At 68.1% G+C, this 19,508-nt stretch carries 20 protein-coding genes; 13 read left to right on the forward strand and 7 right to left on the reverse strand.

Features of this window, described 5'->3' with window-relative positions; genetic code table 11:
• Positions 1-19 precede the first annotated feature (19 nt).
• Together ASF30_RS15625 and ASF30_RS15630 are read right to left on the reverse strand one after the other, a co-directional pair.
• A complete protein-coding gene (locus ASF30_RS15625) occupies positions 20-493 on the reverse strand; it encodes an NUDIX hydrolase (protein WP_055908568.1) in 474 nt (157 codons plus the stop codon).
• A gap of 154 nt (positions 494-647) precedes the next feature.
• Complete coding sequence (locus tag ASF30_RS15630) at positions 648-3,815, reverse strand: efflux RND transporter permease subunit (RefSeq protein ID WP_157497451.1); 3,168 nt, start codon at positions 3,813-3,815, stop codon at positions 648-650.
• A gap of 219 nt (positions 3,816-4,034) precedes the next feature.
• Here ASF30_RS15630 and ASF30_RS15635 point away from each other — a divergent pair, with 219 nt between their 5' ends.
• A complete protein-coding gene (locus ASF30_RS15635; RefSeq protein WP_055908864.1) occupies positions 4,035-4,601 on the forward strand; it encodes an HhH-GPD-type base excision DNA repair protein in 567 nt (188 codons plus the stop codon).
• Positions 4,602-4,619: 18 nt separating this feature from the next.
• On the opposite strand, the gene yczR is transcribed toward ASF30_RS15635, so the two are convergent.
• Entirely contained in the window at positions 4,620-6,083 is a 1,464-nt protein-coding gene (yczR, locus tag ASF30_RS15640) for a MocR-like transcription factor YczR (RefSeq protein ID WP_055908570.1), read from the reverse strand.
• 61 nt (positions 6,084-6,144) lie between these two features.
• Between yczR and yczE the strand changes: the two genes are divergently transcribed.
• Positions 6,145-6,846 (forward strand): membrane protein YczE, encoded by a 702-nt coding sequence (gene yczE, locus ASF30_RS15645; RefSeq protein ID WP_235480356.1) that lies wholly within the window; start codon positions 6,145-6,147, stop codon positions 6,844-6,846.
• A gap of 174 nt (positions 6,847-7,020) precedes the next feature.
• Here yczE and ASF30_RS15650 read toward each other — a convergent pair whose 3' ends face one another.
• Complete coding sequence (locus ASF30_RS15650) at positions 7,021-7,779, reverse strand: MerR family transcriptional regulator (protein ID WP_055908573.1); 759 nt, start codon at positions 7,777-7,779, stop codon at positions 7,021-7,023.
• Between the two features lie 203 nt (positions 7,780-7,982).
• Between ASF30_RS15650 and ASF30_RS15655 the strand changes: the two genes are divergently transcribed.
• The 6 genes from ASF30_RS15655 to crcB all read left to right on the forward strand — a co-directional run bounded on the left by ASF30_RS15655 (position 7,983) and on the right by crcB (position 13,072).
• On the forward strand, positions 7,983-8,843 hold the full coding sequence (locus tag ASF30_RS15655; RefSeq protein WP_055908576.1) for a DUF4097 family beta strand repeat-containing protein: 861 nt from the start codon (positions 7,983-7,985) through the stop codon (positions 8,841-8,843).
• Positions 8,840-9,454 carry a PadR family transcriptional regulator gene (locus ASF30_RS15660; protein WP_055908579.1) on the forward strand — a complete coding sequence of 205 codons (615 nt, stop codon included), beginning with the start codon at positions 8,840-8,842 and terminating at the stop codon, positions 9,452-9,454. The genes ASF30_RS15655 and ASF30_RS15660 overlap by 4 nt, the downstream gene beginning before the upstream one ends.
• Before the next feature lie 105 nt (positions 9,455-9,559).
• Positions 9,560-10,087, forward strand: coding sequence for a GNAT family N-acetyltransferase (locus tag ASF30_RS15665; RefSeq protein ID WP_055908582.1), 528 nt, complete (start codon positions 9,560-9,562; stop codon positions 10,085-10,087).
• Between the two features lie 75 nt (positions 10,088-10,162).
• Positions 10,163-12,277, forward strand: coding sequence for an APC family permease (locus ASF30_RS15670; protein ID WP_442914973.1), 2,115 nt, complete (start codon positions 10,163-10,165; stop codon positions 12,275-12,277).
• Positions 12,278-12,287: 10 nt separating this feature from the next.
• Positions 12,288-12,707 (forward strand): fluoride efflux transporter FluC, encoded by a 420-nt coding sequence (locus ASF30_RS15675; protein WP_055908586.1) that lies wholly within the window; start codon positions 12,288-12,290, stop codon positions 12,705-12,707.
• The gene (gene crcB / locus ASF30_RS15680) at positions 12,704-13,072 is read left to right on the forward strand and encodes a fluoride efflux transporter CrcB (RefSeq protein ID WP_055908589.1); all 369 of its coding nucleotides are present in this window, start codon (positions 12,704-12,706) and stop codon (positions 13,070-13,072) included. Before ASF30_RS15675 ends, crcB begins: the two co-directional genes overlap by 4 nt.
• Before the next feature lie 9 nt (positions 13,073-13,081).
• Here crcB and ASF30_RS15685 read toward each other — a convergent pair whose 3' ends face one another.
• The gene (locus tag ASF30_RS15685; RefSeq protein WP_055908592.1) at positions 13,082-14,149 is read right to left on the reverse strand and encodes an NAD(P)-binding domain-containing protein; all 1,068 of its coding nucleotides are present in this window, start codon (positions 14,147-14,149) and stop codon (positions 13,082-13,084) included.
• Positions 14,150-14,293: 144 nt separating this feature from the next.
• Between ASF30_RS15685 and ASF30_RS15690 the strand changes: the two genes are divergently transcribed.
• A complete protein-coding gene (locus tag ASF30_RS15690) occupies positions 14,294-14,527 on the forward strand; it encodes a DUF3073 domain-containing protein (protein WP_055908595.1) in 234 nt (77 codons plus the stop codon).
• Positions 14,528-14,651: 124 nt separating this feature from the next.
• On the opposite strand, the gene purM is transcribed toward ASF30_RS15690, so the two are convergent.
• On the reverse strand, positions 14,652-15,758 hold the full coding sequence (purM, locus tag ASF30_RS15695; RefSeq protein WP_055908599.1) for a phosphoribosylformylglycinamidine cyclo-ligase: 1,107 nt from the start codon (positions 15,756-15,758) through the stop codon (positions 14,652-14,654).
• An 82-nt stretch (positions 15,759-15,840) separates the two neighbouring features.
• Here purM and ASF30_RS15700 point away from each other — a divergent pair, with 82 nt between their 5' ends.
• From ASF30_RS15700 to ASF30_RS15715, 4 genes are all read left to right on the forward strand, one after another.
• Complete coding sequence (locus tag ASF30_RS15700) at positions 15,841-16,455, forward strand: hypothetical protein (RefSeq protein ID WP_055908602.1); 615 nt, start codon at positions 15,841-15,843, stop codon at positions 16,453-16,455.
• Between the two features lie 132 nt (positions 16,456-16,587).
• Positions 16,588-18,045 carry an amidophosphoribosyltransferase gene (gene purF, locus ASF30_RS15705; protein WP_055908604.1) on the forward strand — a complete coding sequence of 486 codons (1,458 nt, stop codon included), beginning with the start codon at positions 16,588-16,590 and terminating at the stop codon, positions 18,043-18,045.
• A 135-nt stretch (positions 18,046-18,180) separates the two neighbouring features.
• Entirely contained in the window at positions 18,181-18,645 is a 465-nt protein-coding gene (locus tag ASF30_RS15710) for a hemerythrin domain-containing protein (protein ID WP_055908608.1), read from the forward strand.
• Between the two features lie 119 nt (positions 18,646-18,764).
• On the forward strand, positions 18,765-19,046 hold the full coding sequence (locus tag ASF30_RS15715) for a hypothetical protein (RefSeq protein WP_055908610.1): 282 nt from the start codon (positions 18,765-18,767) through the stop codon (positions 19,044-19,046).
• 56 nt (positions 19,047-19,102) lie between these two features.
• Here ASF30_RS15715 and ASF30_RS15720 read toward each other — a convergent pair whose 3' ends face one another.
• On the reverse strand, positions 19,103-19,477 hold the full coding sequence (locus tag ASF30_RS15720) for a hypothetical protein (RefSeq protein WP_235480357.1): 375 nt from the start codon (positions 19,475-19,477) through the stop codon (positions 19,103-19,105).
• Positions 19,478-19,508 lie beyond the last annotated feature (31 nt).

The raw sequence follows: 19,508 nt of genomic DNA on the forward strand, positions 1-19,508 counted from the left end.
CCGAGGTGACACTCCCAGCTCAACGCTCGAAGTGCGCCGCCTCGTCCGACGAGAGGGCGTAGGCGATGCGTCGTCGGTGGTCGTCGCTCAGCTCGATCGTGTGCAGCTCGTCCAGCCGCACCCACATCACCTCGGTGTTCTCGCCGTCAGCCGGATGCGGCTCGCCCGAGACATACCGGCAGCGGAATGTCAGGTCCAGGTAGACGCTCTGGTCTCCGTTCTCATACGTCACGGGATCGAGCACGTGCACCCAGGCGAGGCGCTCCACCTCGATCACGACGTTCGTCTCCTCGAACGCCTCGCGCACGGCGGCGACGGCTGGCTCCTCACCCGGCTCGAGGATCCCGGCGATCGGCGCGATGCGTCCGTTGTCGGCCCGGCGGGCGAGGAGCACCTCGTCGCCGCGCAGGATCACGGCCGTCACGCCACTCAGCCAGAGCGGAGCATGGCCGACGACTCGGCGCAGATCGAGGACGAAGTCGGGAGTGGGCATGCCGTCACCCTACTTCGCCGCGAATGCCGCGAATGCCGCGAATGCGCCGAACGCCCCGAATGCGCCGAGCGCCCCGAATGCAGGATGAGAGCCGACTCGGGCGCATATCGCGCTCGTGTCGGCTCTCATCCTGCAAACGACGTGCTGCTGCGGGCTACTCGGCGGAAGCCGCAGCCGCCGCGGGAGCGGACGGGGAGGCGGGAGCGGAGGCACCCTCCGCCTTCGCCGCCTTCTTCGCCGCACGCCGGTCGCGGGAGCCCTCCACCAGGTTGTACAGCGTCGGCAGCACGACCAGCGTGAGCACCGTCGACGACACCAGGCCGCCGATCACGACGATCGCGAGCGGCTGCGAGATGAAGCCGCCGTGGCCGGTGAGACCGACCGCCATGGGCAGCAGCGCGAAGATGGTCGCGAGCGCCGTCATGAGGATCGGGCGCAGACGACGGGATGCGCCGTGCATGACGGCATCCTCCACGCCCATGCCGCGCCGTCGATACTGGTTCACCAGGTCGACGAGCACGATGGCGTTCGTCACCACGATTCCGATCAGCATCAGCACGCCGATGAGCGAGGCGACGCCGAGCGGGATGCCCGAGATGATCTGCAGGATGATCGCACCCGTCGCTGCGAACGGCACGGAGACGAGCAGCAGGAGTGGCTGGCGCAGCGAGCGGAACGTGGCCACCATGACGATGTACACGATGAGGATGGCCGCGAGCAGGGCGAGTCCGAGCTGGCTGAACGCGTCGCCCTGGCTGGCCGTGACGCCGCCGATCTCGGCATTCGCGCCCTGCGGCAGCTTCGCATCGGCGAGAGCCGCCGTCACGTCGGCATTGGCCACGGACAGGTTGTCGGTGCCCGGCGTCGCCGTGATGGTGGCGCTGCGCAATCCCTTCACCGTCGTGACGGATGCCGGACCCTTGGTGTCCTCCACCGTCGCGAGGGTGTCGAGGGCGACGGGGCCTGCGATGGTCGGAATCTGCAGCGCCTGGAGCTCGGCGATGGTGGTCGGCGGGTTCTCCGACTGCAGGTAGATCTTCAGGGTGCTGTCGTCGATTGCGATGGAGCCGATGGTGCTCGGCTGCATGGCCTGCGACACGATGCTGCCGATCGCGACCTCGCTGAGGCCGGCCTGCGCCGCCGCGTCGCGGTCGACGGTCACGGCGATGTACGGCAGCGAGGCGCTGAGGTTCGACGAGACGGCCTTGATGGAGTCGAGGTCGTCGAGCGACTTCACGATGGTGTCCGACGCCTTCTGCAGGTCGTCGTTCGACGACGCGGTGACGTCGACGAGGATGTCGCTGCCGCCGCCGAAACCGCTCGATGCCGTCACGGCGATGTCGCCGGAGTCGGTGACCTGCGCGAGCTGGTCCTCGATGTCGGCCTGCACGGCCGTGGCATCGGCGTCGGGATCCATCGTGATCGAGTACGTGATCCCGCCACCGCCACCGGTGAAGGCGTCACGGAGGGCGCTTCCACTGGAGCCGATGGTGAGCTGCACGGTCTCGACGCCGTCGGTCGCCCGCAGCTTGTCCTCGACGACGGATGCCGCGGCATCCTGAGCCTCGAGCGAGGCTCCGGGCTCGAGCGTCTGGGTGACCGTCAGGGTGTTCTGGCCCGTCGCCCCGAGGAAGTTGGTCTTCATGAGCGGGGTGAGGCCCAGGGTTCCGAACAGGATCACGACGGCGATGAGGATGGTCGCGACCGAGTGCCTGAGCGTCCAGCGGATGATCGGCAGGTAGCCCTTCTGCAGGCGCGACGGATGCTCCAGCTCGTCGAAGCTCGCATCACCGCCCTCATCGGCCGGCAGCTCGACGGCATCGTGCTTCGCCTTGGGCGGACGCAGGAACCAGTAGGCCAGCACCGGCACGATCGTCAGCGACACCAGCAGCGACGACAGCAGCGCGATGGTGATGGTGAGGGCGAACGGGCGGAACAGCTCACCGGTCACGTCGCCGACGAAGGCTATCGGCAGGAACACGGCGACGGTGGTGATGGTCGACGCCGTGATCGCGCCGGCGACCTCCTTGACCGCGCGCAGGATGGTCTCGACGCGATCGACGCCGGCGACCATCTGCCGCTTGATGTTCTCGATGACCACGATGGAGTCGTCGACCACGCGGCCGATGGCGATGGTGAGGGCGCCCAGCGTGATGATGTTGAGCGTGTAGCCCGTCGCCTGCATGCCGATGAACGTGACGAGCACGCTGGTCGGGATGGAGATGGCCGTGACGAGGGTCGAGCGCACCGACATCAGGAAGATCAGGATGACGATCACGGCGAAGAACAGGCCGAGCAGGCCCTCCTCGGTGAGCGACTGGATCGACTGCTCGATGAACGGAGCCTGGTCGAACACCACGGTGATCTTCGCGTTCGAGCCGAGCTTGTCCTCGAGGTCGGGGATGAGCGCGTTGACGCCCTTCGAGACGTCGACGGTGTTCGCCGACGGCAGCTTGGTCACGGCGATCGTGAGCGCCGGCTTGCCGTCGACGCGCGAGATCGAGGTGGTCGGGTCGTCGGTCTCCTCGACCGTGGCCACGTCGCCGACGGTCTGGATGCCGGATGCGAACCCTGCCGCATCCGTCGGCACCAGCGGCAGGGCCGCGATGGCGTCCACCGAGTCGAGCTTCGCGCCGGACTGCACGGTGAGGGTGAGGTCGTTCTCGGTGATCGAACCGGCGGGCAGCAGCACGCCGTTCTGCTTGAGGGCGTCGCTGATGGCCTGGCTGCTGAGCCCGGCTGCGGCGAGCGCGGCATCGTCGGGAGTGATCGTGATGCGCTGGCCGACCGCACCGGTCAGCTGGGCGCCGTTGACGCCCTCGACCTTCTCGATGTCGGGCAGGGCGAGCTTCGTGATGTCGGCGGCGAGGCTCTTCTCGTCGTCATCGCTGGTGACGGCGAGCTGCACGATGGGCAGGTCGTCGAAGCTTCCGCTGAACACCTGCGGGTCGACGCCGTCGGGCAGGGTGCCCTTGATGCGGTTGATGGCCTGGGTGAGCTTCTGCTCGGCCGTCGCGAGGTCGGTGCCGTAGGTGAACTGCGCCGTGATGAGCGACTGGTTCGTGTTGCTGACGGCCGTGGTGCTCTCGAGGTCCGGCACGCCCTGGATGGCGGCCTCGACCGGCGTGCTGACGTCGTTGTTCACCACTTCGGGAGATGCGCCCGGGTAGGTCGCCACGATCGCGAGCTGCGGGAACTGGATCGACGGCGCGAGCTCCTGCTTGAGCGTGGTGAGCGTGATGCCACCGAAGATCGCCACCACCACTGTGATGAGCGCGATGAGTGCGCGGTTCTTCATGCTGAGAACGGCAAGGAAGTGCACGGATGATCCCCTCGGGAACAGGTGTGGATGCCGCGAGTTGCGGCGGAGGGCGGTCAGCGGCGACGCACCAGGGTTCAGTATCGCATTGCAGTGACTGCATGAAGGTCACGGGCAGCTGTGAACCCTGTCGTCGATCGAGTGGCGTCGACCGCGTCGACGCGTGTCGAGATCGCTCGAGAGCACTCGCGATCACGACACGAGCAGAGCAGACTGAAGCCCATGGCCCTCCACATCACCGGCGACGACGCCGCAGACGACCTGCTCACCCAGAGCCCCCTCGCGCTCATCATCGGCATGCTGCTCGACCAGCAGGTGCCGATGGAGACGGCGTTCGCCGGCCCCGCGAAGATCCGCGACCGCATGGGAACCCTGGATGCCTCGACCATCGCGGCCTTCCCCGAGGACGAGTTCGTCGAGATCTTCCGCACCACCCCGGCCGTGCACCGCTTCCCCGGATCGATGGCCGGCCGCGTCCAGGCACTCTGCGCCGCGATCGCCGAGGAGTGGAGCGACGACGCATCCCAGCTCTGGACCCGCGGCGACCCCGACGGCGCCGAGGTGTTCCGGCGCCTCAAGGCACTCCCGGGCTTCGGCGACCAGAAGGCGCGCATCTTCGTCGCCTTGCTGGGCAAGCAGTACGGATTCACCGGAGACGGATGGCGCCAGGCCGCCGGTGCGTACGGCGACGAGGGATCGCACCGTTCGGTCGCCGACATCGTCGACGCGGATTCGCTCGCCCAGGTGCGCGAGACCAAGCGGGCCGCGAAGGCCGCTGCGAAGAAGTAGGGCAGGCGGGCGAACGCCTCAGACCACGGCAGCCAGGTACGGGGCATCCGGAACCGGATGCGAACCGAGCGCAGCCCAGGATCGCGCGAGCGCCTCGACGGCGCGGTCGGTCTCCTCGGGCGTGTAGCCGATCGGGATGCGCAGGAACCTCTCGAACGCCCCGTCGATGCCGAAGCGCGGGCCGGCCGCGATGATCAGCCCGTTCGCCCGGGCACCCAGGGCGAGCTGCGAGCTCACCGGCGTTCCGAGGTTCACCCAGGTCGCGAGGCCGCCGTTGACGTGCGGCACGGTCCACTCGGGGAACGCCTCGGCGAGCCTGCCCTCGAGGTGATCGCGGCCGACCCGGAGCTGCTCGCGCCTGACGGCGAGCACGTCGTCCATGCGCTGCAGCACCTGCTTCACCACGAGCTGGTCGAGGATGGGCGTCCCGAGGTCGTTGTGGGAGCGGTTCGCCACCAGCCGGCGGATGAGCGGAGCCTCGGCGCGGATCCAGCCCAGCCGCAGGCCGCCCCACACCGTCTTGCCGACGGACCCGATCAGCACGGCGTCGCCGTAGGCGGCCAGCGGGAGGTACGAGTTGGGGCGGTCGATGTCCATCTCGGCCGTGGTCTCGTCGGCCACGATGATCGTGCCCTGGCGCGACGCCGCTGCGAGCATCCGCTCGCGTGCCTCGATCGTCATCGAGCGACCTGTCGGGTTGTGGAAGTCGGGGATGAGGTAGGCCATCGCCGGATTGCTGAACCTGATGGCCTGCACGAGGTCGTCTGCCTCGTCTGCGGCGGCGACGTCGGTATCGAAGGCCGCACCGGCTGCGCCATCCGACTCCGGCGTGATGCCGACAGCGACGAGCCTCGCACCGGCAGCCCGCAGGGCCTCGTACGAGTGCGGGTACGTCGGCACTTCGATGACGGCGCGGTCTCCGCGGCTGATGATGGTGCGGGCGAGCAGGGCTATCGCGTGCTGCGCACCGATCGTGACCATGATCTGGTCGGGGCTGGTGGGGAGTCCACGGTCGGCGTAGCGCTGCGCCAGAGCCTCGCGCAGGGACGGGATGCCGACAGGGTCGAAGCCGTGGCCGAGCAGGTGCAGCGGAAGCTCCTCGGCTGCTGCGCGTGCATCGTCGGCGAGACCGGGAATGGCCGGCGTCGTGGCCTGGCTGAAGTCGAGGAAGCCGGCATCGTGCGACGGTGCGGCCGTCGGCCTCACTCCGGGAAGCCGGGCCGCGCTGCCCGATCCGCGCACGCTGTCGAGGTAACCGGCCTCGCGCAGGTGCCTGTACGCCGCCGTCACCGTCGTGCGGCTGACGCCGAGCCGCTCGGAGAGATCGCGTTCGGCCGGTAGACGAGTGTCGACGGGAACGCGGCCGTCGAGCACGAGGAGACGGATGCGTTCGGCCAGCGTCAGATAGGCGGCCGCTCCCCGCGTGCGCCAGTCGCCGAGCAGGTTCTCAAGCGAACGGGCGGTCAGCACGGTCTCAGCCATGAGGCCACTTTAGGTGAATTGGATATTGGATGAAAGGCCAATCATGCAATTGGATTGCATCATGACCGCACCTGCCGCATCCGCACCCCTGCTGATGAGCCGCCGCATCGCGCAGCTCCTCGTGGGACTGTTCCTCTACGGGATCGGCATCGCGCTCATAGTCCGCGGCCAGATCGGTGCGGCACCGTGGGACGTGCTCACCCAGGGCATCGCGAAGCACACCGGGCTCTCGTTCGGCCTCATCACCATTCTCACGAGTGGCGTCGTGCTGCTGCTCTGGATCCCGCTCCGGCAGCGGCCGGGCATCGGCACCGTGCTGAACGCCCTGCTCGTCGGGCCGTCGGCCGACATCGGGCTGGCACTCATTCCCACGGACCTGCCGCTCGTCGCCCGCATCTTCGTGTTCATCGCCGGCCTTCTCGTTCTGGCCGGCGCCACCGGCCTCTATATCGGCGCGCACTTCGGTCCAGGCCCGCGCGACGGCCTCATGACCGGGCTGCACCGCCGGACCGGCTGGCGCATCTGGATCGTGCGCACGGGCATCGAGGTCGTCGTCGTGGCCATCGGCTGGGCGCTGGGCGGCAATGTCGGCATCGGAACGCTGGCATTCGCGCTGCTCATCGGCCCGCTGTGCGGCTGGGCCATCCCGTTCTTCGCCATCAGGCTGCCCACGACGGATGCAGCGACGGACGCAGCGACTGAAGCCGTCATCGAGGGATCGGTCGTACCCTCGGAGCCCGCGGTCGACTCCCCGGCGAACTAGCCGGGCGCCGGCGGACGCCCACCCGCTGACCTCTCCCGTGTTCCGCTGGTCGAGCAGACCGCGAGCGCAGCGAGCAGCCGCATCGAGACCACTCCCAGCGTCACGCTGACGCCGGTGTGATCTCGATACGCGTCCTCACGGCGCTCGGTCGCTACTCGATCAACGGGCGGTGCGTCAGCCGAGCTGCTCCGCATAGACCCTCATCGCATCGCGGACGAAGGTCGCGCCGGTCACGCCGCCGTAGTTCGCCGCGAAGCGCTCGTCGGCCACGTACAGCTCGCCGAGCCCGACGAAGTACTCCCTCGTCGGCCGGCCCTGTGCACTGCCCGGAGTGCCGGGAATGCTCCCGAGCCACTCGGCCTGTCGCCGCGCCAGCTCCTGAGCCTCGTCGCTGTCCGCTGCCACACCACGCGACGCTGCTGCAGCCCAGTCCGCGGCGAGCGCGGCCTGCCTCTGCTGCCATTCCTTCTTCTCGGCGGCGGTCATCGAGCGCCACCAGGCATCGCCTGTCGCATAGGCGTCACGTCCCCAGCGGCTTGCGACCTCCTCCTCGTAGCGGGTGTGGTCGAATCCATCGAACATGTTCTCTGCCATCAGTTGTTCACCTCCCTCCATCGTCAGAATCGTGTCCTCCACCGTCGCGATCTGGCGCGCCAGTCGTTCGCGCTCCTGCCGCAACCAGGTGAGGTGGTTGAGAAGTGCACGACCGGAATCCCGCTCGTTCTCCAGCACCTCGCCGATTGCGGGGAGACCCAGCCCCAGGTCGCGCAGCAGCAGGATGCGCTGCAGGCGAATCAGCGCCAACTCGTCGTAGTACCTGTAGCCGTTGCCGCCGATACGGGTGGCCTCGAGCAGTCCGACGTCGCCGTAGTGACGCAGGGTGCGACTCGTCGTCCCCGCCAGCTTCGCGATCTCCTGGATGGACCAGTCCATCGGTGGGCCTCCTCTCGCCTCGTCAGTGGATGTCCCCACGCTACAAGTTGACGTTGCGTCAAGGTCAAGCATGATTCTCCGACGCGAGGGTTGACCGCGTCCGAAACGCGATATATCGTGATCAGAACAAAGACACGCGATATATCGCGTTCGATGATTTTCCGGCATCCGAGACACGGATGCCACTCAGCAGGGAGAACCACATGGCAATCGAGAAATGGGTCATCCAGCCCGACCAGACCAAGGTCATCGACCTCGAGGTGGTGCGCCGGCTCAAGGTCAGCCTCATCGGCGGACGGGTCAACATCATCGGCCACGACGAGCCGAACGCCCGCGTCGAGGTGAGCCTGGTTTCGGGGAAGGAGCTCACCGTCGAGATCGACGGCGACCGCCTGCTGATCGATCACCCGATGGTGCGCTGGGACAACTTCATCGAGACGTTCAAGGGCTTCCGGGGTCGCGCCAAGGCCGAGGTGAGCATCCTCGTTCCCCGTGACGTCGAGGTGAAGCTCGGCGTCGTGACGGCTGACGCTCTCGTCGCCGGTCTCACGGCGGACGCCCGGCTCAGCACGGTCTCGGGAGAGATCGTGACCGACAGCATCGTCGGCGACCTCGACCTGAACTCGGTCAGCGGCGAGCTGTCGATCGGCCGCCACACCGGAGGCATCCGCGCCAACACGGTCTCGGGTGACATCACCGCCAGCGGCGACATCACGCGGTTCTCGGCAGACGGGGTCTCCGGCAACATGATCGTCGATGCGACCGAGACCCCTCGCGACGTGAACACCAACACCGTCTCCGGAAACCTCACCCTGCGCCTCACGCGCGGCACCGGTGCCCGCTACCGTGTCAACACCGTCGGCGGAAAGGTGCAGCTCGACGACACGACGGTGAAGGGAACCCTCGGCAAGGGATTCGAGCGCGTCATCGGTTCGCTCGATGGCGGCGACTGGCTCGATCTGCAGGCCAACTCGGTGTCGGGTGACATCGCCGTCGTCGCCCGCGAGGCGGCAGCGTCGAGCTCGCAGGAGTCGACCGCGACGAACGGGCAGGCCGCGGAATGACCCCACCTGTCTTCGCCCACGGAAGCCTGCGGCTCTACCTGCTCAGCCTGCTGGCCGAGCAGCCGCGCCACGGCTACGAACTCATCACCGCGCTCAGCGACCGCTTCGGCGGCACGTACAGTCCGAGCGCCGGCACCATCTACCCGCGCCTCGCGAAGCTCGAGGAGGAGGGCCTCGTCACCAAGAGCTCCGACGGTCGCAAGACCGTCTACGAGATCACGGATGCCGGACGCGCCGAACTCGCCGCCCGCGAACCCGAGCTGGCCGGCATCGAGGACGAGGTGACGGACTCGGTGCGCCGCCTCGCCGACGAGGTGCGCTCCGAGGTCGATTCCGCCATGAAGAGCCTGCGTGCCGATCTCGCGAGTGCAGCTCGCGAGGCCAAGCGCACGGCGACTCCGACACGAGCGAACGAGACCAGCACCACGCCGTCGAACCGCGCCGTCAGCGACGCCGAACTGATCATCAGCAAGTTCCGCCAGCAGATCCGCACCGACCTGCGGCTGCAGGCTGCACGCACCGGGGTCGACGACTCCAGTGTCGACCTGCTGCGTCGACGCCTCGCCGAGGTGCGGGCCGAGTTCCTCGGCTCACTGGGCGGCAAGGCCTGACCAGCACGACGATGGTTGGGGCGGTCGGCACAGCCGACCGCCCCATTCCTCTGCGCGTTCCGGCATCCGTGCCGCTGTGTCTGCCCCCTGTGGTGGGATGACCCCGTGCCTGATGTGACGCTGAAGCCTTGGAGTACTGACGACCTCGAGACGTTGCGTCGCAGCAACGCGCCCGAGATGATGACCTACCTCGGCGGTCCAGAGACCGAGGAGAAGCTGCTCACCCGTCAGGAGCGGTACCTCCGGCTCGGCCGGGAGGGCGAGGCCCACATGTTCCGCATCGTGACCCCGGAGCATCCTGAAGGCGTCGGCGTCATCGGCTATTGGAACGCCGTGCACGCCGACACCGCCGTCTACGAGACCGGCTGGAGCGTCGAGAGCGCCTACCAGGGCCAGGGCATCGGCACGAGGGCGCTCGTCGCCGTGCTCGAACACGCGGGCTTCGTCGGCGGTCGACGCTCGGTGCACGCCTACCCGCGCACCGACAACGCGGCGTCCAACGCGATCTGCGCCAAGGCCGGGATGACGCTCAACGGCGAGATGGACTTCGAGTACCCGCCCGGCACTCCCATCCGCTGCAACGACTGGGAATTCGTCCTCGAACCTCCGCCTGTTCCGCCCTCCGCGGAGTAGCGTCGCGCGTAAGGGATCCGTGAGGGAAACGTGTGGAACTTGACAGTGCGTGCCGATTGAGTAGGTTTGTCCCCCGTGGCAAATGACGGGGCGATCACGCCCCCACCCGAACTGAAGTCGCCGAAGCACTGGATCATCGGCGACCCGCTCCCGAGCGAACACCTCGAGGGGCAGTTGCTCCCGAAGCACCTGGCGCTCCCGATCTTCGCGAGCGACCCGCTCTCCTCCGTGGCGTACGCGCCGCAGGAGCTCCTGATGATCCTCCTGCTCGGCGGCCTGTCCTTCCTGACCTTCGCGCCCTGGGTCGCCGCGGCAGTGGTCGTGCTCCTCGTCACGGTCGTGATGTCGTACCGCCAGCTGGTCAAGGCCTACCCCTCCGGCGGCGGCGACTACGAAGTCGCGCACAAGAACCTCGGCGAGAAGGCCGGCCTCGTCGTGGCATCGGCCCTGCTCGTCGACTACGTCATGACCGTCGTCGTGTCGGTGGCATCCGGAGTCGACAACATCATCTCGGCCATCCCCGTGCTGGCGCCGTTCCGCGTCGAACTGGCCGTGTTCTTCGTCATCGTGCTCGCTGCAGTCAACCTGCGCGGAGTCAGCGAGTCGAGCAAGGCCTTCGCGATCCCCACGTACATCTTCATCGGCAGCGTCTTCGTCATGATCGTCGTCGGCCTCGGCCAGACGTTCCTCGGCGTCGCCCCGGTTGCGGAGTCCGCTGCGTACACCGTGCAAGGCGAGCAGTTGACCCAGGCCGCGATCGTGCTGCTCCTCCTGCGCTCCTTCGCAAGCGGATGCTCCGCCCTCACCGGTGTCGAGGCGATAGCGAACGGCGTTCCGGCCTTCCGCCTCCCCAAGGTCAAGAACGCCCAGCGCACCCTCGTGATCATGGGCGGCATCGCCATCACGCTGTTCGTCGGTCTCACGGCGCTGGCCCTCATCTCGAACGTGCACTACGCGGAGAATCCGTGCTCGCTCCAGGGGTGGGCCGAGTGCGCCACCGAGCCGCAACTCTCCCTGATGGCACAGGTTGCCGGCGCGGTGTTCGGCAACAGCTCCATCATGTTCTTCGTGATCCAGGCTGCGACGGCGCTCGTGCTCCTGCTCGCGGCCAACACCGCGTTCAACGGTTTCCCACTGTTGGGCTCGGTGCTGGCCAAGGACGGCTACGCCCCCAAGTCGCTCTCCACCCGCGGCGATCGCCTCATCTACTCCAACGGAGTTCTCCTGCTCGGCCTCGCGGCCGTCCTCATCCTCGTGGTGTTCCAGGCGAACCTCACCGTGCTCATCCAGCTCTACATCATCGGCGTCTTCGTGTCGTTCACTCTCGGGCAGTCCGGCATGGTGCGCCACTGGCTCCGCGAGCTGAAGGCGCCGGGAGCACCGCGGGGCTCGATCATCAAGAGCCTCACCATCAACGCCCTCGGCGCCGGCATGACAGCCGTCGTGCTCGTGGTCGTGACCATCACGAAGTTCGGCCACGGGGCTTGGATCGTCTTCGTCATGATGCCGATCCTGTTCTTCCTCATGATGGGAGTGAACCGCTACTACCGCGACGTCGCCACCGAGGTCGAAGCCGACCCCACGACGACCTTCGGTGCGACGGGCGACCACGCCATCGTGCTGGTGGGCAAGGTGCAGAAGCCCGTGCTGAAGGCTCTCGACTACGCCATCGCGGCGCGCCACGAGAGCCTCGAGGCCGTGCACGTCTCCATCGACGACGAGGAGACCAAGAAGGTCAAGAAGGACTGGGTGCGCATGAACATCCAGGTGCCGCTGCGCATCATCCAGTCGCCGTACCGCGACCTCAGCTACCCCGTCATCCGTCACGTGAAGGATCGCCGGGCCGAGCACGGCTCCGAGGTGACGACCATCTACATGCCCCAGTACATCGTCGGGCACTGGTGGGAGTCCTTGCTGCACAACCACAAGGCTCGCCGCATCCGTCAGAAGCTGATGCTCGTGCACGGCGTCACCATCGCCCTGGTGCCGTGGCTGCTCGACTCCTCCGACCTGCTCTACGGCCGCCGGTCACGGCCGCTGCCCGGCCAGGACCGCCGTGGTGAGCCCGTGCGCCCGGTGCCCCGCGCGCCGATGCCACCGGCGACGATCACGACGACGACGATAGCGCCGCCGCCGGCAGCGCCCGGCGTCTCACGGCCGGCCGCCTCTCGCCGACGCAAGCGCAAGTAGCCGCATCCGCATGACCCGTGACCTCCTGGCCGTCTTCATCGGCGGCATCGTGGGGACGGGTCTGCGGTTATCGATCGACGCCGCCCTTCCGCATTCGACCGCGCAGTTCCCGTGGTCGACGCTGATCATCAACGTGACGGGCGCCCTCGTGCTCGGGCTGCTGGTCGGAGCGCTCTGGAAGCGGCCGGGTCTGCCCCATTGGGTCCGGGCCGGGCTGGGCGCCGGCGTGCTCGGTTCGTTCACCACGTTCTCGGCCGTCATGGTCTCGGTCGTGGGCATGAGCGCTGCGGATGCCGTCGGTGCGGCATCCGTCTATCTCGTGGCCTCACTCGTGCTCGGCCTCGCCGCGGCCTTCGCAGGTCTCCGCGTCGGATCGACGCTGGCGCACCTCATGATGCCCGGTGAGGTCCAGGACGGAGACACGCTGTGACTCCTCTCGTGGTGATCGCGGCCCTGCTGTGCGGGGCGATCGGTGCCGTCATCCGCTTCCTCGTGACGAAGGCCCTGCCCGTCGTGCCGGGGCACCTGCCTCGCGGCGTGCTGATCGTCAACGTCGTCGGGTCGTTGGTCGGCGGCCTGACCCTGGGGCTCGCAGAGCGGGCGGCCGTCTCGCCGGAGTGGCAGTTCGTCGTCCTGAGCGGCGTCTGCGCCGGCCTCACCACATTCAGCACCTGGACCGTCGAGACCATCGAGCTTGCCGAGGGTGGTCGCTGGCGGGCGGCCGTCCTGAACATCGTGGTCACGCTGGCCCTCGGCCTGGTGGTGGCGGCGGGCGCGTATCTCCTCGCTCGGTGAGGACGCGAACTACAGCAGCGCCACGATCTGCCGCGCGATCATGCGCCCGGCGCGCTGGGCTCCGATCGTGGAGGCCTGCGGTCCGTAGCCGGCCAGGAACACCCGCGGGTCGCTCCACGATGCTCCGGCGCCCACGGTGATGCCGCCGGCCTTCTCGCGCAGCTTCAGCGGCGCGAGCTGGCGCAGCTCGGGTCGGAATCCGGTGGCCCAGATGATGGCATCCGCCGGCGAGAACGATCCGTCGCTCCAGCGCACGCCATCGGCCTCGATGCGCTCGAACATCGGCCGCGCCTCGAGGACGCCGCGTTCGATTCCGGCAGCGATGCGGCGACTCTTGTGCACGCCGGTCCCGCTGACGATGCTCGGCAGCGCACGGCCGGAGCGGGCGGCCTCGTCCTGCGCTGCGACGGCGGCGGATGCTCCTTCGAGGTCGAGCGCCTCACCCTCGATCCAGTCGATGGGCCGCCGCGACGCCCACGCCGTGCTCGCTGCCACACCCTCGAGCTCGAGCAGGAAGCCGATGGCCGAGGTGCCTCCCCCCACGACCACGACGTTCATGTTGCGGAACTCCTCCGCCGAGACGTACTCGGAGGTGTGCACGTGGCGTCCGGTGAACTCGCGCATGCCCGGGTAGTACGGCACGAACGGTGAGCCCCAGGTTCCGGTGGCATTCACCAGGAACCTGGTGCTCGTCTCGCCCTGCGAGTGATGCACGACCAGGTCGACGCCGGCATTCTCGACGCTCCGCACCTCGACCGGACGCCTGACCTTGAGCCCGAAGTACTGCTCGTAGCTGCCGTAGTAGGCGCTCACGATCTCGCGCGCAGGCCAGCTGCGATCGGCCGTGTCGAAGCTCAGACCCATCTCGGCCATGCCGGGAAGATCGTTCACGCGGTGGGCGGTTCCGAGCTTCAGCGCCTCCCAGCGGTGCTGCCAGGCCCCGCCAGCCGCCGGCCCGCGATCCAGCACCTGGAAGTCGACGCCGGGCTCGAGATCGAAGCGCTTGAGGTAGTACGCCACCGACAATCCGGCCTGACCGGCGCCGATGACCACCACAGTGGTAGCCGCGATCGACATGAACCCTCTTTCCAATCGCGGCACTGTGAGCACAACCGAAGTCCGGCCAGTGCTCCATGCTAAACTACGGGGAAGTTTTCAATAATCCGGTCCACAGTCCGGGGGGCGAACACGCCACCGGCCAGCATTGTGAGGGGGTCTCGCATGGGGCGTGGCCGTCAGAAGGCGAAGCACACCAAGGTTGCTCGCGAGCTCAAGTACTTCAGCCCGGACACCAACTACGGTGCCCTCGAGCGTGAGTTGACCGTGCACGGCGACACCCGTGTCGACGACAGCCGCCTCGATGAGGACCTCGCCAAGTGGCCCGAGTACGAGGCCAGCGAGTCCGACGAGTACGTGGACCACTACGCGACCGAAGACGAGCAGAAGCGCGCCTAGCGCCCACTCATCCCTTCACCAGCGCGGCGCGAATCCAACGCGCCGCGCTTTCGTCGTTCCGACGGGTCGGCGCTCGCGCGCATCACCCGCGCGGAACGGCTGATCCCCGGCGCGCAGCCGCGCGTCAGCTCGCGTAGCTCCCGACGAGTCGCACGGCGCCGCCGTTCACGCCCTTCTCGCCCTGCACGAAGCCGCTGAGGTCGTGGGCGGCGGTGGAGATGCGGCCGGCGACCCAGCTCGGAATGCCCTCGGCCTGCATCCGTGCGATGACACCGGATGCCGCATCCGCTGCGACGACGGCGAACATGCCGATGCCGAGGTTCCAGGTGCCCTCCGAGCTCTCGAGCGAGGACCCGGCGATGTCGCTGAGGACGCGGAACACCGACGACGGCGACCAGCTCGCGCGGTCGAGCTCGACCCACGATCCGACGGGCAGCACTCGAGCGAGGTTGGCCGCGATCCCTCCGCCGGTCACGTGGCTGAGTGCGTGCACGGCACCGGCGAGGTCGGGGTCTCCGAGCAGTCGCACAAGCGGACCGGTGTAGAGGCGCGTCGGCTCGAGGAGGGCCTCGCCGACCAGGCCGCCGAACTCGGGGAGCGAGTCGGTGTAGCCGACGCCGCCCTCGCTCAGGATGTGGCGCACGAGCGAGAATCCGTTGGAGTGCAGGCCCGACGACGAGAGGGCGACGACGACGTCGCCGTGCTGCACCCTGTCGGCCCCGAGGAGGGCGTCGGCCTCGACGGCGCCGACGGCAGCGCCGGCCACGTCGTAGTCATCGGGACCCAGGAGGCCGGGGTGCTCGGCGGTCTCGCCCCCGACGAGGGCTGTCCCGGTCTCGGCGCACGCCTTGGCGATGCCGCCGACGATCGAGGCGATGCGCTCGGGCACCACCTTGCCGCAGGCGATGTAGTCGGTCATGAAGAGGGGCGTGGCTCCCACGACGATGATGTCGTCGACGACCATTCCGACGAGGTCCTGGCCGATGGTGTCGTGCTTGTCGATGGCCTGCGCGATGGCGACCTTCGTGCCGACGCCGTCGGTCGAGGTGGCGAGCAGGGGCCGCTTGTAGCGGGTGAGGAAGGAGACGTCGTAGAGGCCGGCGAATCCGCCGACGCCTCCGAGGACGTTGGCGCCGTGGGTCTTCGCCACGGCCTCCTTCATCAGCTCGACGGCGAGATCTCCGGCAGCGGTGTCGACTCCGGCTGCGGCGTAGGACGAGTTGGCGCTCACGCGTCCAGAGTACCGGCTCGCCGAGGCGTCCGTTCCGCGTGAATCGGCGCTCGGAGACGCTCCGCGGCGTAGAATCCACGCCATGAGGGCCGACGGTCAGCCGTCCTGGATGATCCACGAGGATGCGAGCATCCCCGTGCTCCTCGCGCTGTGGTTGCGCGACACCCTGCACATCGCCTCCCCCACTGATCTGCCGCGGCTGCGCGGCGTGAGCGTCGGCGCTCCTCCCGAGCGCGACGTCGACGCCCAGGACCGCCTCGAACGTCAGTGGCGGGAGTGGTGGGCCATGACGGTGGAGCCCGAGGCGCATCCGTCACCGGTCCCGCTCGAGCTGGTCGACGAGTACGGCACCTGGGTGGCCCTGCCGACGACCGGCGCCGAGGACCTGGCCGAGGCCATCCGTCCCCTCCACGTCGAGGCGACGTCCTGGGTGGAGTGGGCCCGCAAGGGCTACACGAGAGCGGCGAGCGGGCGTCCGTCCGACAGTTACCGGGCCTACGCGGGAACCATCGCCGAGCACGAACGCGAGGTGGGGCGACGGGCGCACTCCTTCGAACTCAACGTGGAGGTGCTGCCCCTGGCCGAGCGCGGAGTCTGGTGGATCGGCTCCCTCACCGTGGCCGTGACGGATTCCCTGCGCACGGATGCCGCAGCATTCGACACCGCGATCCACCCGATCATCGCCGAGATCGCCTAGGAGCGCCCCGCCCGGCCCGCTCGCATGAGCAGAGGGCGGCATCCGCCCAGCGAATCCGCAGCCAGCGATGTGCGAGACTTGACGAGGCTCGAATCAGGGCCGAAAAAGCCAACCCCCGGGAGCCCTTTCCGCATGTGCGGCATCGTCGGCATCGTCTCGACAGAGGCGGCCAATCAGCAGGTCTACGACAGCCTTCTCCTCCTGCAGCACCGCGGGCAGGACTCCACCGGAATCGCGACGGCCGACGGCCCGACATTCCACATCACGAAGGCCAAGGGGCAGGTCCGCGAGGCGTTCCGCACTCGCGACATGCGCTCCCTCGTGGGGAACATGGGCCTCGGCCACGTGCGCTACGCCACGAAGGGTGCCGCGGAACGCGAGGACGAGGCTCAGCCGTTCTACGTGAACGCGCCGTACGGCATCATCCTCGTGCACAACGGCAATCTCACGAACACGCGCGAGCTCAGCGACGACCTGTTCCGCATCGACCGTCGCCACGTCAACAGCGCCAGCGACACCGAGATGCTGCTCAACGTGCTCGCGACCGAGCTGCAGGGCCAGATCACCAGCCTGTCGCTCGATCCAGCGCAGATCTTCGACGCCGTCACCCAGGTGCACGAACGCGTCGAGGGCTCCTACGCCGTCATCTCGCTCATCGCCGGCTACGGCCTGCTGGCGTTCCGTGATCCCTTCGGCATCCGTCCCCTCATCCTCGGACGCCGGGTGACGGATGCGGGCAAAGAAGAGTGGATCGTCGCCTCCGAGTCCCTGGTGCTCGAGAACGGCGACTACGAGATCGTGCGCGACGTCGCTCCGGGCGAGGCCGTGTTCATCTCCCTCGACGGCCAGCTGCACACCAAGCAGTGCGCGCGGAACCCGCGCCTGGTGCCGTGCTCGTTCGAGTACGTCTACCTCGCCCGACCCGATTCGGTCATGAACGGCATCTCGGTCTACGAGGCACGTCTGCGCATGGGAGACAAGCTGGCCGACACGATCGCCACCCACATGGACAAGGGCGACATCGACGTCGTCATGCCGATCCCCGACTCGTCGCGCCCTGCTGCCATGCAGGTCGCGCAGAAGCTCGGCATCGAGTACCGCGAGGGCTTCTACAAGAACCGCTACGTCGGCCGCACCTTCATCATGCCCGGCCAGGCCCAGCGTAAGAAGAGCGTGCGTCAGAAGCTCAATGCCATGGGCACGGAGTTCAAGGGCAAGAACATCCTCATCGTCGACGACTCGATCGTGCGCGGCACGACCTCGAAGGAGATCGTCGAGATGGCCAGGGCCGCCGGAGCCAACAAGGTGACCTTCACCTCGGCGGCTCCCCCCGTGCGCTACCCGCACGTGTACGGCATCAACATGCCATCGCGCACGGAGCTCATCGCCCATGGTCGCAAGATCCCCGAGATCGGCGCGGAACTCGGCGCCGACAGCATGATCTACCAGGAGGTCGCCGACCTCCGGTCGGCCATCATCGAGGGCAGCGACGTGACCGAGCTCGACCTGTCGTGCTTCACGGGCGAGTACGTCACCGGAACCGTGACCCCGGAGTACCTCGACTGGGTCGAGCGCACGCAGCTGTCCTAGGAGCTTCGCGCCCGCTGGGCCCGCGCGAGTGCTCCTGGGGACGAGGTAGGCTACTGGCGCGCCGCCCGCCTCCACGGTCGGGCTGGCGCTCGATCAGAGGCGGATACTGATGAAAGCTCGTACCGACAGAGTCGCGTGAGCGACGTCCCACGGCTGGTCGCATGGCGACGCCAGTTACTCGAGGCGCACACCCGCCTCCGCCTCGCCCTTGCGACCGCGCAGGATGCGGCCGCCGCCGGCGCTGATCTCCCGGACGCCTCGCGAGACCTCCTGCTCTTCTGCCACGGATTCTGCGTGGCCCTCGATGGGCATCATCGGGGCGAGGACGCGCTTCTGTTCCCGGCGCTCGTGGCTCAGTACCCGAAGGCCGCAGGAGTGGTGAACATGCTCCGACAGGATCACGACATGATCTCCACACTCCTGACCCGTTTCGACGATGCCGTTCGTGCCGCAGAGCCGCCCGCGATCCTCGCGCGGCACCTGCAGGGCTTCGCAGCCATCATGGAGTCGCACTTCAGGTTCGAGGAACGCGAGCTGGAGCCCCTCCTCGATCAGCTCGAACTCGAGGCCTACCCGGACGTCGTCTTCGGTCCCCTGTGAACCGACCCATCAGTCCATGGGGTGATCCGGCCCGTCCGCCGAATGTCGTGCATCCCGCCGTTCCACCACTGTGCTCAGACGACGGTTGAGAGCCCGGCCGTCGTGTGGTTTGATGCCGCATGACCTACGCAGTCGTGTCTGTTCACACTCCTCACGCCGAACATCGCGAGGCTGTCATCGACTCGATGAAGCGATACAGCGAGGTAGCTCGCCGGCAGTCGGGCTTCGTCTGGACGGGCATCGTCGATGACGCCAGCGGGCGACTCGTCGGAATCGCGGTCTGGGAGTCCGTCACCGATGCCCAAGCTGCATCCGGACCGCTGATGGCCGAGGTCGGCGATGATCCCTTCACGACCTGGGAGGAACGACCCATCGACAGCCTGCGAGGCTCGGTCCTCTGACAGCGGCAACGCGGCCGAACCTTCGAACCGCGTACGTCGACGGGCTCAGCGAACCGTCACTCGGGCGTCGTCAGGGTGGTGTGCTCGACCGCCTCGGTGCGCGCGCGCTTGGCGAGCGTCCGGTCGAGGATCAGGGCCACCACGGCGCCCAGCGTCATGCCGATGATCCCGCAGAGGAGGAGCAGGAAGCCGAAGACCTGGCCGCTGCTGAACTCGTCGTTGGCCGGAAACGTCACAGTGAGCACGAGGGCGACGAGGATGCCGACGACGGCGCCGGTCAGCAGGAAGCGCAGGTAGCGGGGGGAGCGCCGCACGACGGCCTCGCCGCGGGTGATCTCGACCACGGCTGCGTCGTCGGCCGCCGGAGCGGCGGCATCCGTCACCCCATCGGGCTCTGGTGCTGGACGATCGTCGGGATTCGAGAGGCTCACCCCTCCATTGTCCCACCCGCCGATCGCGGCC

The organism is Leifsonia sp. Leaf264, from assembly GCF_001422325.1.
Classification (GTDB): Bacteria; Actinomycetota; Actinomycetes; order Actinomycetales; family Microbacteriaceae; genus Orlajensenia.